The sequence below is a fragment of the Blautia sp. Marseille-P3201T genome (assembly GCF_900120295.1).
Lineage (GTDB): Bacteria > Bacillota > Clostridia > Lachnospirales > Lachnospiraceae > Blautia.
Window position 1 is genome coordinate 48,807 of sequence record NZ_LT635463.1, and the last position, 13,839, is coordinate 62,645.

General features: G+C 35.3%; 9 protein-coding genes. 4 read left to right on the forward strand and 5 right to left on the reverse strand.

The features are described from left to right. Positions 1-526: 526 nt before the first annotated feature. Positions 527-2,254 (forward strand): IS1634 family transposase, encoded by a 1,728-nt coding sequence (locus tag BQ7352_RS00295; RefSeq protein WP_072445916.1) that lies wholly within the window; start codon positions 527-529, stop codon positions 2,252-2,254. 787 nt (positions 2,255-3,041) lie between these two features. Here the strand turns inward: BQ7352_RS00295 and BQ7352_RS00300 are convergent. Continuing rightward, positions 3,042-3,911 (reverse strand): hypothetical protein, encoded by an 870-nt coding sequence (locus BQ7352_RS00300; protein ID WP_072445918.1) that lies wholly within the window; start codon positions 3,909-3,911, stop codon positions 3,042-3,044. Positions 3,912-4,598: 687 nt separating this feature from the next. Between BQ7352_RS00300 and BQ7352_RS00310 the strand changes: the two genes are divergently transcribed. Beyond that, positions 4,599-5,360, forward strand: coding sequence for a hypothetical protein (locus tag BQ7352_RS00310; RefSeq protein ID WP_072445922.1), 762 nt, complete (start codon positions 4,599-4,601; stop codon positions 5,358-5,360). A gap of 232 nt (positions 5,361-5,592) precedes the next feature. Here the strand turns inward: BQ7352_RS00310 and BQ7352_RS00315 are convergent, their stop codons facing one another. Both BQ7352_RS00315 and BQ7352_RS00320 read right to left on the reverse strand, forming a co-directional pair. After that, positions 5,593-6,378, reverse strand: coding sequence for a coiled-coil domain-containing protein (locus BQ7352_RS00315; RefSeq protein WP_072445924.1), 786 nt, complete (start codon positions 6,376-6,378; stop codon positions 5,593-5,595). 272 nt (positions 6,379-6,650) lie between these two features. Then, positions 6,651-6,950 (reverse strand): hypothetical protein, encoded by a 300-nt coding sequence (locus tag BQ7352_RS00320; protein ID WP_072445926.1) that lies wholly within the window; start codon positions 6,948-6,950, stop codon positions 6,651-6,653. 1,241 nt (positions 6,951-8,191) lie between these two features. On the opposite strand from BQ7352_RS00320, the gene BQ7352_RS00330 reads away from it, so the two are divergent. Beyond that, on the forward strand, positions 8,192-8,779 hold the full coding sequence (locus BQ7352_RS00330; RefSeq protein ID WP_072445927.1) for a hypothetical protein: 588 nt from the start codon (positions 8,192-8,194) through the stop codon (positions 8,777-8,779). Then, entirely contained in the window at positions 8,767-9,327 is a 561-nt protein-coding gene (locus BQ7352_RS00335) for a hypothetical protein (protein ID WP_072445929.1), read from the forward strand. The genes BQ7352_RS00330 and BQ7352_RS00335 overlap by 13 nt, the downstream gene beginning before the upstream one ends. Before the next feature lie 44 nt (positions 9,328-9,371). Here BQ7352_RS00335 and BQ7352_RS00340 read toward each other — a convergent pair whose 3' ends face one another. Then, positions 9,372-11,939, reverse strand: coding sequence for a peptidoglycan-binding protein (locus tag BQ7352_RS00340; RefSeq protein ID WP_072445930.1), 2,568 nt, complete (start codon positions 11,937-11,939; stop codon positions 9,372-9,374). A gap of 245 nt (positions 11,940-12,184) precedes the next feature. Then, positions 12,185-13,839 (reverse strand): peptidoglycan-binding protein (locus BQ7352_RS00345; protein WP_159430623.1); only part of this gene is annotated, 1,655 nt, incomplete at its 5' end.

Sequence of the window (13,839 nt, forward strand, 5' to 3'; positions counted from 1 at the left end):
GTGAAAGATACGTTTCTAAACTACCTAAATGTTTCCTTTCGTAAATTTAGATAACAAAATGCCCCAGAGTCGAAGCTCCGGGGCATTTTGTATTTGTCATTATTTCATTCCTTTCATCTATCGTAGCAAGTATAATAGCCTATTATATTTGCAAATAATTAGATAGACAGTAAAACAAAAGAAAAAAAGACAATTAGCCTAGAAGACACCCCAGAGCTGGCACTCTGTGGGTGTTTGTGTTTGTCATGCAAATCATCTCGTTTGCCTACTGGCATTATAACATACGCTTTTTTTATAATCAATATACCTTTTATTTAAAACAAATTTTCCTAAAATGAAAAAGTAAATTCCACTATGGGTGGGAAAGATGGAATTTACTCGGGAGTTTGACAGTTGAATATTGAAAAAAATGCTTGCAGGCCTCATAATACCTGCTTTTTTTGTGTCAAATTTTCTGTTTTATTTTATAGTATTATCTAGCAATATTATGTAGTGTATGATATACTATATCCAGGAGGGATTTGCCATGAAAGTAACTACGTCAAAATCAAAAAATTCTGAATCCTTTTATATCGCAAAAAGTTACATTAACAATAAAGGAAAAAGTACTTCTGTTAATGTGCGAAAGCTTGGAACACTCAAAGAACTTTTAATCGAGCATGGACCGACTCGTGATGACGTTATGAAATGGGCAAAAGAAGAGGCACGTTTGGAAACTATAAAATATAAAAAAGAACAACAAGCAAAAGCTGTTCCTATCACTTTCCACTCTGATCAGAAACTTGATTACAACCAACAGGTTCTTTATCGTGGTGGGTATCTTTTCCCACAAGCCTATTATTATCGACTTCAGCTTGATAAGACATGCCGGAAATTAAGAGATAAATATAAATTCAAATACGACATTAATGCAATCCTTTCGGATCTTATTTATGCAAGGATACTTGATCCAACCAGTAAACGTTCTTCTTACAAGATCGCTTCTGAGTTTTTAGAAAAACCTTCTTATCAATTGCACGACCTATATCGTTCCTTAGATGTTCTTGGAAATGAAGCTGATTTTATCCAATCAGAAGTATATAAAAACAGCCATCTTCTAGGAAAAAGAAATGATAAGATCCTCTACTATGATTGTACGAATTACTATTTTGAGATTGAACAGGAAGACGGTGACAAGAAGTACGGAAAAAGCAAAGAACATCGCCCAAATCCAATCATCCAAATGGGAATGTTCATGGATGGGGATGGTATTCCACTTGCTTTTTCACTATTCCCAGGAAACGCAAATGAACAAACTTCCCTGAGACCATTAGAGACAAAAGTACTTCAGGATTTCGGCTGTACCAAATTTATTTATTGTAGTGATGCAGGTCTTGGTTCAGAAGCAATCAAACGAATAAACCATGCAGGGGAGCGGGCTTTTATCGTCACGCAGTCTATTAAAAAGTTAAATAAAGAGGATAAGAAGTGGGCTTTAGATAAAAACGGATTTAAGCGCGTGTCGGATGACACCCCTGTCAATCTTTCAGAAATCCCAGATGATGATAACGGATTGTATTATAAAGATGAACCTTACACACCTCATACCTTGCATCAACGGCTCATCGTAACCTATTCACCGAAATACGCACGGTATCAGAAATCTATAAGAGAAGCCCAGGTAGAACGTGCCGAAAAAATGCTTCAGACCGGAAATATAAAAAAAGAGCGTAAAAATCCAAACGACCCTGCCCGCTTTATTGGAAAAGTTGCGGCAACTGAGGATGGAGAAATCGCAAAAATCCATAACTATCTGGATACAGAAAAGATTGAGCTGGAAGCATTGTATGACGGAATATATGCTGTAACTACGGATCTGTTAGATGATGATGTGAAGGACATTTTAAAAGTCAGCGAAGGCCGTTGGGAAATCGAGGAATGCTTCCGTATCATGAAAACCGATTTTGAGGCAAGACCTGTATTCCTTCATGATGATATACGCATAAAAGCACATTTTCTTATCTGCTTCCTCGCATTAGTAATCTATCGTTATCTTGAAAAAGACTTAGGAGATGTCTTCAGTTGTGAGACAATCTTAGATAAATTAAGAACTATGAATTTCGCCGATATACAAGAACAAGGTTTTATTCCACTTTACAAACGGGATAAGCTGACAGATGCATTACATGATGCTTGTGGTTTTGAAACGGATTATAAATTCATCACAAAGAGTCAGATGAAAAATATTCAGAAAAAAAGTAAGGGTCGAGAATAAAATACTATAGTTTAAAACGACGCCAAAAATCGCTGAACCCCAATGAAACCAAGGGACACAGCGATTTTTTCATTTCTCAACTGTCAAAGATAGGATTATAACATACGCTTTTTTTATAATCAATATACCTTTTATTTAAAACAAATTTTCCTAAAATGAAAAAGTAAATTCCACTATGGGTGGGAAAGATGGAATTTACTCTTACTCACTAAGAATTTTATCTTACAACTTGTTTGTTATTACTATTCTACTCACTTCCCCATAAAAAATGTTGCATTTTGCCAAAGCATGATAAGCTTGTATGTTTTTTTCTTTTTAGGAGTGTTATTACTTCTGTGGAGGAAATGTTATTTTTTAAGTTGAATTTCTGGAGGTTTGTCGCTTGCTTAGTTCCGGAGGAACAGACTGTTTTTTTCTGATTGTCAGTCTAAGATATAGTTTATTAAAAAAGAATTTAAAAAAAGATATGATTTGTTAGGCGTTCATATTTGCCTTAAACCCTTTATTTTACTAGGTTTTTAAGAAATTCCTACCACACAAAATCTGAATATATTCCTAGAAAATTCCCATGAAACTTGAATATTTTTTCCTACTTTTGACATAAAACTTGAATATATAATTTTTAAATAAACATAAAACTTGAATACTTTTTCTCTATTTTCCATCCTAAAAAAGAAAAAAAGCTAAAATATACTTTCTGTGCTCTCAAAAAAGTATATCTCAGCTTTTCATTCCCTTTTTTTGTAACGGAAAATAGACTTAGACAATTCTAAGCCTCAAAATCTTCCTATGCTCTTACAAAAAGTTCTTCCTGTATAATTTTATGTATGAGTTTTGGATTTAATTCCCTTCGCCATTTCTTTTTTTGCTTGCTGCCATTTAGAATTTCTAAGCTCTGCTCTACAATGCTGCTAAGGTTAAAGTCCAATTTCTTAACAATTTTCACATGGTACTGCCTCAAAACTGTTAAAATGTCCTGTTTCTGCTCTGCTTCTATTCCTTTTACCTTATTCCGGCGGCAGGCTGTATCAAAATCATGCAGCCTCTTTTCTTCATTTTCACTTTCACCGGCATTGTAGACTTCGTTTTTCTTAAATGTAAGGAAATACTTCCTTCCATCTTCTAAATATACGCTTAAAAATGGCTTTAATTCCCCTAAATAAGCTCTTGCCATACGATTTGTAAATCCTAATTCCTTAAATTTATTTAAGAAATTTTCCTTCAGGATAGCGTAAGAGTCACGCTTCGCTTTCTTACGGTTAATGTTCCATTCACGGAGAAGGTAGAGAGCCATCATTTTTGCATTGGCACGCAGCTTCCTGAAGGCTGCGGATTTTACCATTTTTGAACTTACGCTCACATAACCACGTCCATAATTTTCTTTTCCGGCAAAAGAATTATTTAAGATTGTAATATCCCAGTCATAGTAATTGCATTTTTGGGCATCAATTAAGCCCTTCTTCTGTAAGCTTCTTTTGCAATCATAAAATCCCTGATAAGATATACCAATGCTTTCACAAACGTCTTTATAGTAAATTCCACTTGCTCTGCCGGCTTCATCCTGAAAACGGGCAACATACAAAAGCAGATCCAGCTCTGCGCTGGTAAGTTTTTCCTTTATTGCTTTTTCCAGTACCTCTATGCTTATCTTCTGCAAACGACTCCCTCCTTTCTTATTTTTTCTTGGTGCTACAAATAGCACCTACTAAAGAAACTGCTTATTTCCTGCTTTCTCACACAAAAAAACAGATGACAAATACACCTGTATCTATCACCTGTTTTCCTTCACGCACACCCTAATGTTTCAATCTTAGCAATAAAAATTAAGATATTCTTTTCCCATAAAAAAATGACATTTCACGAAAAAAAGCACAACATCTTATTGACAATTTCATTTTTTGTTGCTATAATCCGAAGCATAAGATACAGTTGTGGTGTATCTTTTCGGTGTGTATTATCAGGTTGGTGATAGATACACAAGCTGTTTCAGGTGTGACCAGCACCTTAACAGCAACTTTGTATATATAATAATCAAATTTATCTTAACTGTCAAGAAAATTTTGGATATTATATATACCAACTCAAAAATAAACTTGTTAAAGGAGATAAGATACGTCTTATCTCCTTTTGCTTTCCCCCAAAAAACATAAATCCATTTGAGCAAATCGTCTTTTATTTCTATTAAATTTTTCATAGTATTTCCCTTATCTGATAATTGTGACTCTTATAAGCAAACACCAATTACAGCATCTACATTTTCCCGAAAGTATGTTCTGTTTTTTCTGGATTTTCATCTGTAAATATGGTAAAATACTTTAAAAATAAACGTAAAGGAGACGATAAAATGAGTCCTGAAATTCATGCTGCCATTATAGCCGCTGTAACATCTATAATAGTTACTCTTCCCAAATTTATATATGATTGTTTCCAGGAAAAAAAGAGAAAAAATTTTCAAGAAAAAATCACAGATATCATCCAAAACAAAGAAGATCAACGAGCAATGATGCAAGTTGGCGCAAATATTGTTTGGTCTGCAAGAGTCGAATGGATCCAAAACGTAAGAAATGTCACATCTGAATTTATTACTGCTGTAAATGATTTTGTAGTTTCTGGAGATGATACAGCACGGAAACAAAATTTAGAGCTTATTCGTGCTAAAAGTAATCTTCTCATCCTATACTTTGGTCCTGACAAACACCCTGATACTAATATTGATTTATTCAATCCAACCAGCAATGTGTCAAAAAATGAAAATATCGTCAAATTCATTAAAAATATTTGTGAAAATGCTCCTGCTTACTTTTTAAGGCAAACATTTATTGAAGACTATCATAATAATATATTACATTGCAACAGCTGCAAAGCGTCTTCCGATATGTACGAAAGTTGCAATATTATTGACGCCTCTATGTCAAACGCCGAAAAAGAAAAAAGCTGCACTGCTCAAATAAATAACTATTTAAAAAAAATTGAGGATTTACGTCAGGAAAATCAAAAATTCAAAGACAATATTCAGGATTTCGCAGAAATCATGCGAATATACCTAAAGCTGGAATGGGAAAGAGCCAAAGAATGGAATAAAGAAAGCACTGAAATATACTCTTAAAATATATACTTTTGTCTTCTGTTGTTACGGCAAGTATGGAAATGATTAGATAGAAGAAAATAGAGGCAAATTAGCCTATGAAACGCTCTTCTTGAAAGAGCAGAAAAACCAGAGGATGCACCCTCTGGTTTTCTTTTTGTGCTAGTTTTATAGATGGTTTTTTCTTTTATCCTTTTTTAATGCAATATTCTGTCATTTGTTTCCTTTCTCATTCCAGAATAATCCATAAAAATCACTCTTGTTTCTGCATTGCTTTTAATACAGCGATTGTTTCCTTTGCCGTATCGAGTGACGCCCTTAATTCCTCAATTTTTTGTTCTAACTTTTCAATCTGTTCTGCCTTTTCCTGACTGGAAGCTTCCGCCCTTGACAACTTCAATCCAATTTCATTTACTGCACGTTCTTTCTGGATTTCTGCATCTTTCTCCATATCTTTTATTAACTGCTGAGAATTTTTCACTTCATTTTTTGCTTCTTCCAAACGTGCCTGTAATTCCGGATAATCCTTTACTTTCTGCTCTGCGTCCCGAAGCTGTGCAGCTAACATATCTGCAATAGATTTTTTATCTTCAACCACTTGCTCCGCTGCAAGCAGTTTTTCTTTCGCTTCTGTTGCTTCTTTTTCAGCAGATATGACCTTATTTTCTGCCTCCTTCAGCGCTGCCTGTGCTTCCTCTAATTTCCCTTCTCTTTCATCAAGAGAGTTCTGTAAGTCCATAATAATCTGATCCTTACTATCCAGCTTGCCTTGAAACTGCTCTAAAATTCGTTCTTCTGTGGCTTCTGCAATTTCCAAACTATTCAAATATGCTGCCAGCATAGATTTTACATGGCGTTCAAATTCTTCAATTTCTGTCATTCTTGCCGGTACAGATGCTTTGGCTCTGTCTAATTCTACTATCTGCATAATATGATCGAAACCCTGTGCTTGATTGAAACCTTCCTCCTCACAGAAAGCTCTAAACTTGTCTGCATCCTCTGTCCGGACTCTAAAATTTGCCTGTTTTATTTCCCCCATAACGCTTCCTCCTACATCCTGTATAAATCTTTGCTTTCTATATCTTATTTTATCATATATGCTTTCCCTATTCAACTGTTATACATACGTTATACATTGCTTTTGTTATACATAAAATAGTCTTTTCTATATTTCTTCTATCTCATTAGCCATTCATATTTTCAGGAAAATCAGCCCTCAGAATAAAATTATTCAGGAATATGACTTTCCGATCTGTTCTATCTTCTCCTGTCCGGAAGCTTCCACCCTTGACAATTTTACCCCGATTGTATTCACTGCACATTCTTCTTGGATTTCTGCGTTTTTTCCATATCTTTCATTAACATCCGAAGACTTTTCAATTCATTTCGGGCTTCCTTCAGCGCTGCCTGTGTTTCCTCTAATCTTGCCTCCTTTTCAGCAAGAGCTTTCTGTAAGTCTATAATAGTTTGTTCCTTACTTTTTGGCTTACTTTGAAGCCGCACTAAAATTTCTTCTTCTATGACTCCCGGAATTTTCAAACCACTCAAATATGCTGCCAATACGTCAATGTCTGACATATCTCTAAAATTCACCTGTTTTATATCCTCCATAATGTTTCCTCCTGCATCCTGTATAAGTCCTTGTTTTCTATGTCTTATCTTATCATATACCCCTTTCCCCGTCCAATCACTATATAGAGGTTACACATTATTTGGGTAATATATAGAACAGTTTTTTCTATCACATTCTCTACTTATATTTTCCTAAAGATTATCCCTTCAGAACAAAATCATTCTAATAAAGAGCTTCAGGAATAAATCCGTAGTCATCGACACTGTGGGAATGTGTATAACCATTTGTCTATGCCAGTGTGGGAAAGTATGTTTATAATCTGTGGGAAATCAATTTTCCATGGATTATGAATATACTTTTCCATACAGAATAAATGGTTATGCAAATTTCCATGGTGTTTTAATATTTATAAACTTCCCTCTAAGTAGCTCACTATATTCTAAAGCACATTGTTATCTTTTCTTCTTCATGCTATACTTGTTAGGCTACCACCCCTATACAGGTAGGGAAAGGGGGTGACATCATGGATTTACTCGTATCATTTATTCTTTCTATTATGGCAGGTGTGATTTGCCATCTCATCTGCAAATGGCTTGATAGAAAAAATAGCTGGTAGTAAGCCTTGGGTTTAAGCCACCTATCCAAAACGGAATAAAAAAGCCCCAGAGCTGCAACCTCCGGGGCTTTTTGCGTGCCACCATGGACACTCGCATCATTTTTGCCTACTGGCATTATAACATATTCTAATAGGCATTTCAAGTATTCCCGTTCCTTCGTAAATTAGTACAGCTTATTTCCAAAACTGTCCTCACTTCTTAATCCAACGAATAATTCTAAGTTTCAGAATTTTTACTATTCCCACACAAAATACTATCTCTTAAAGAACAAAGAATTTATAGGTTTTTATTGGATTTTGTCTTTACTTATGATATTATATGTATGAGCAAAGAAGGCTATGGTCATTCGGCTCATAGTTGGAGCTCCCACTTGAGAGTTGGTTCGCTCTCCCGAATAGGTATATACCGAAAAAAAGAACTATACTAAAGATAAACGAAATGCTCTTGGTGTATATCCAAGAGCATTTTATGTTGAAAAAATGGATAATTTTAGTTAAATAGTAGAATTGTTTACGAGGTTTCTAGCAATACTCACATCGAAGTCACTTATACCAAAAACAATTCAAACGTCATATTAAGAAAAAATTATTTTTTATGCTAATATTTAAATAGCATTTACCATAACATAAAATATTAGTAATATTAGTTAGATAGGTGAATTTATGAATACAGAAAATTTAGAAAAAATACCTTTGAACAATTTTCCTTTTGATACAAAACTTTTCCTTTCTGATCTCCAAAAGAAGGATTACCTACTCCTTTTTAAGCATTATGTCAAAAAATATATTCCAGAGTTTAAAACAATAAAATACCAATATTTTATTATCGGCAATATTCTCAACTTTATATTATCTACTATACTCTATATCGCTTTTGATATTAACTGGATGAAATGGTTTTTTATTGTTTTTATCCTAGTTTGCATTTACACACTACTATGTATTACGACACATACAGCCTCTTATTTCGATTTATATTGGAAAGACCAAAATACCTTAAGAAAAAAAGGTTACTATATCCATTCTTTACAGTTCACTGAAGAAAAAATCATTATAGAGCACTATAAAAATTTCAAACCGGTAATTTCCACATATAATTATCAGGATATGAACACGCTGGATATAAGTCCTTATGGTATTATTATAAAAAATTCTGTAATTATATATGTATCATATTGTGCATTCCCAGATTATAAAGTTTTTAAAAATTTTTGTAATTGGTATAGGAGAAAATATTTATGCAAGAAATAAACACTGAGATTTGTTTTGAATTCAAAAAATACCGCCGTCTGATTATATGGTGGTATAAGCGCCAAAAAAAGGTCTGGGACGCCCGTATCAAAGTATTCATAGGATTTATTTTTACCATAGGAACTTTTATAGCATATTGGTATATGGGTTCACGTGATGTTTTATTAGAAAACACTGCAGGCGTTCTTCTTATTCTCACACTTGCATTTCTCATCATAGTTGAGACATACTCCATACTAATCGGAATTCCATATAAACCTGCAAAAGTATACTGGCAAATTTTCAGACGAAAAAAAGAAATGGGAACGTACATAAAAAGTATTTCTTTTTTTCCAGATTGTATGAATATAGAATATAGTCTTCTAAATATTCCTTTTCAGAAAACTATTTTATATAATCAGCCGGTAGATATCAAAATATCCCCTTTTGGCATTATTATTGAAATGGAAGGTGAACGCAATTTAATCTTCTTACCTAAAGAACTTTTTTCAGATAATGAGCAATACATGACTTGCCAAAAATATATTGAGCAAAATTTTGACTGTTAAATCAAAGAACCCCGTGGTGATCATAAACACCACGGGGTTCTTACTTATATTTTAAAAACTTTAAAAGCTTGTTTGATAAATTCCGTTACACCCAGAATTTCACCTACAACCTCGGCTAAAACGCCTCCAACCAACTTAGCAGCCGCTCCCAATAAATAGAAAGTTGCAAATCCTCCTACTACAAATACCGCAGTAGTGAAATAACTCATAAGATCATTTACCACTAACCCCGGCTCTGCCATTCCTCCCTCACTTGGTTCTGTGGGTTTAATGTAAATCGTATATTTATAACTAAATGCATGGTTATAATATTCTGTAACTTCTACTTCTGACTGTACAGCATAACTAATTGTTATCCAATTACCGAATGCAGCACCAACCTCAATTTTGCCTTTTCCATCTCCTACTTCCATTGCTAATGCTACTAAAGGCTGCATTGCATCTTTCGGTATACCAAATGTACTTTCAATTCCTCCTAATGCAGAGTCTCCTCCAAACATGATAGTTCCATTTGTAACATTAAATTCATGTTTAAATCTACATTCTTTAAAAAGTTTTGTTTCACTTGAAAATTCCGTTGTAATTCTAATGTTAGAGCTTCTAAAAATTTCTAGTTCACGATTAAAATTTTCTGCTGTTATATTCAAAAGAATATTATCATCATTACCAGTAGCTTCCAACAAACTCCACCATTTTGAGACAAGCACTTTATTGATTTCCTTTTGAGATGGTACTGGATCAGGTTCTTCCGGTGTACCTATACCATCATTACATCCATATCCATGAATATATGTATTGGTTCTTGAATACCACTTCTCTCTTACAGCATCCGTAGCATTTCCCTCGATTGTAGTTACTCCTGTTGCAGATACTCCCGTAACAATACCAGTATGTCCTACAACCCCATCTGCACTGTTCCAGAAGAAAATGGTATCTCCTACCTTAGGTGTATATCCACCACTTCTAGAATAAAATTTACCTTTTGCTCTATACGCATTTACTCCAGAAGGACAATATGCAAAACTAGGAACTTTACTGTTTAAAATTCCAGCCTGATATGCACACCAAGAAACGAACATTGCACACCATGCTCCCCCTTGAATTCCATACCATTCTCCATAAGGTGTAATATTATTTGAGTTATCTTCTGCAAATCCCCAAGAAAGCTCATGTCTTGCTACATTTACCATTTTCTGAACGCCTGTACCAGATACAGGAACTTTATATACAGAAAACAGTTTTTTCCAAGTACCAGAACCAACTATTCCATCTGCTGATAAACCATATTTATTCTGGAATGATAAAACAGCATTTTTAGTACCTTCACCAAATACTCCATCTACGGATACAGAATATCCCAAAACATTCAACATGCGTTGTAAATATTTTGTTAAAGAGCCATTAGAGCCAACACGTAATGTTGCGGATGTAGTTCCACTGCCACCGCCATTACCTGTAATACCTAACTTATCTTTTGTTGCATTTCCAACCATTCCATCCGGAGTTAACCCGTTTGCTTTCTGAAATGCAATAACTGCACTGTAAGTATTTTCACCTGCAATCCCGTCAATACCACCTGTATTATATCCGTGATTTACTAATGACTGCTGAATAGGTCGAATAACACTCCTTAATTTTTCCCATGTAGCAGTACCAACTACTCCATCTACGGATAATCCATAACGGCTCTGGAAAAGGCGTACCGCTGAAGCTGTTCCCGCTCCAAAATCTCCATCTCGACCATTTGGGTTAATGCACGAAATCCACAATCCATTCTGAAGATACAATACATAAGGACCTTTAGAACCCTGTTTTAATGGAAAACTATCTGTACCGCCATCGCCCGGATTACCTAAAAGCTTTGCCCTTGTAGCTGGTCCTACCTGACCATCCACAGATAACCCATTCGCCCTCTGAAATGAAATAACTGCTTCATACGTAGCTGGTCCTGCAATTCCATCAATACCATTTGTGCTATATCCATTTCTAACTAATGCGTTCTGAATTTCTTTAATTAACGTTTGAAGCTTACTCCATGTTCCAGTCCCAACAATTCCATCTACGGAAAGACTATACTTGCTCTGGAATTTTCTAACTGCATTCTCTGTTCCTGTTCCAAAGTCTCCATCAATGCTACCCGGGCTGCAACACATAATATGAAGTCCATACTGAAGGTATAACACATTATCCCCTTTTGATCCCTGTTTCAAAGGAAAACCTGAATTTCCTGTATTAGATGAGTTACCATTCATAAGTTTTGCCCTTGTAATATCGCCTACCTGTCCGTCTGCTGAAAGGGAATTTGCTTTTTGAAATGCGATAACAGCATTATATGTACCAGAACCAGCAATTCCATCAATATACCCCCGATAATAGTTTTTCTGGCTCAAAGCCCTCTGAATAATTTTAATTTCCCCAACAAGATTATTCCAAGTAGCATCACCTACCTGCCCATCTACTGAAAGACCATATTTCTTTTGATACTTTTTTACAGCGGCTTCTGTTCCTGCTCCAAAATCTCCGTCGAAACCATTTGGGCTACAACACATAATATGAAGTCCATACTGTAAATAGCTTACCTGTACACCTTTGTCTCCTTTTTTTAATAACATATAGACACCTCTTTCACTTTTATTGAATTTATAAATTCTATAAATAAAAAAGACAATAGCCACCTATTTGTAAACTACGATTTTAAATATAATTAAATTTTTGATAGAATACCTGAACATATCATTCTTCCGTTTAAAAAGTGCAGGATTTTTTCCATAAAGCAGCCCTCAAAAGATTTCACTCTTTTGAGGGCCGCTCTTTTCAATTTACTAATTATTTTTTAATATACAGTATCCTTGTTTTTTTAATGAATTAACGCTTTTACAGTATCCTTTCCTACCATACCGTCTGCTGAAAGCCCATTTCTACTCTGGAATGAAATGACTCCCTGTTTTGTGGAAGGTCCAAAATCACGGTCAATACCATTGGATAAAGAAATCCCATGAGCATATAAGCCAATTTGAATAGCTCCTACGTACAGATTATTTGCTCCCTGACTAAGAATGTGTGATGCACAGGCTGCTTCTGTTGCAGCTCCCCACAAACCATCTGTCACAAGATTTGTACCATACACTTTATTTAATGCTGACTGAATAGCTTTTATAAGTGCTCTTTTTGAATTAGCCCCCCAACTGCCATCTACACTAATGCCCGCACCAAACAAGCTATTCAAAGCCGCTTGAGCAGTTTTCACTGTACTTCCTCCGGTTGAACCGCCTAAAGACACATAATTCTGATGCATATATCCGATACCAATATTTTTCACTCTCACATGAACCCAAGAACCTATTCTTGTACCATCTACCTCAAAAGTATCTCCACGGTATAAAGAACCAATCACATTTCCTCCGGGTGTCAATCGTACATATACTCCATCTCCGGTACATGTTCCTGTACCCGTAGTCGTCCATGAACCACCACCAGAATAGTGAGAGTCTGTTAATGCTCTAAAAGTATCTGCTCCTGCCATACCATCTGCTGATAAGCCCTTAGAGTTCTGGAATTTAATCACTCCCTGTTTTGTAGAAGGTCCAAAATCACAATCAATGCCATTAGATAATGACATACCCGTAGAATATAAGCCAATTTGAAGAACACCTACATAAAGATTGTTTGCTCCTTCCTTTAATACATGTGCAGCACATGCCATCTCTGTATTTTTGCCCCAAATACCATCTACTGAAAGCCCTGCACCATATACACTATTAAGCGCTGACTGAATAGCAGATATATAAGCTTTTTTGGAATTGGCTCCCCAAATGCCATCTACTGCCAAACCAGCATTAAAACGTTTATTTAATTCTGCCTGAGCAATACTAACATTAGAATAATTACCATTATCATAGGACACATAATTCTGATGCATATATCCAATACCAATACCCGGCACTTTAATATGAACCCATTCACCAGACTTCTTCCCATCAACCTCAAAACGATTTCCTTTATTCAAAGAACCAATAATACTGCCTCCCGGTGTAGCTCTAACATATACGCCATTTCCTGTACATGTCGCAGTTCCTGTTGTTGTCCAACTTCCGCCACTTGTATTATCATAAGACACATAATCCTGATGCATATATCCTACACCAATACCAGATACTTTCACATGAACCCAAGAGCCAGACTTTGTTCCATCAACTTCAAAACGAGTACCTTTATTGACTGATCCAATAACTGTTCCTCCCGGTGTAGCTCTAACATTTACACCTTCACCTGTACATATAGCAGTTCCCGTAGGTTTCCATGAGTCCCCTGGAAATGGATTTTCTCCGCTTCCTCCACTGTTAATATCAGTTATTACACTATAATCTGGACGTGCAAATTTCGTACCCGCCATTTTACTGTTATAATATTTTTTCTGGTAAACGCCATCTCCGTTATCAATGATGCCTGTGTTAGGACCAGTATTACCTTCGATTGTAACAAATAAATCGCCCTGCACATCAATAACTAATC

What these genes read in the sequence shown, in the direction of transcription:
- BQ7352_RS00315 (WP_072445924.1), bottom strand. Translation starts at nt 6,378, where the DNA reads ATGGGGGAAATAAAACAGGCAAATTTTAGAGTCCGGACAGAGGATGCA.
- BQ7352_RS00320 (WP_072445926.1), bottom strand. Translation starts at nt 6,950, where the DNA reads ATGGAGGATATAAAACAGGTGAATTTTAGAGATATGTCAGACATTGAC.
- BQ7352_RS00295 (WP_072445916.1), top strand. Translation starts at nt 527, where the DNA reads ATGAAAGTAACTACGTCAAAATCAAAAAATTCTGAATCCTTTTATATC.
- BQ7352_RS00335 (WP_072445929.1), top strand. Translation starts at nt 8,767, where the DNA reads ATGCAAGAAATAAACACTGAGATTTGTTTTGAATTCAAAAAATACCGC.
- BQ7352_RS00310 (WP_072445922.1), top strand. Translation starts at nt 4,599, where the DNA reads ATGAGTCCTGAAATTCATGCTGCCATTATAGCCGCTGTAACATCTATA.
- BQ7352_RS00330 (WP_072445927.1), top strand. Translation starts at nt 8,192, where the DNA reads ATGAATACAGAAAATTTAGAAAAAATACCTTTGAACAATTTTCCTTTT.
- BQ7352_RS00340 (WP_072445930.1), bottom strand. Translation starts at nt 11,939, where the DNA reads ATGTTATTAAAAAAAGGAGACAAAGGTGTACAGGTAAGCTATTTACAG.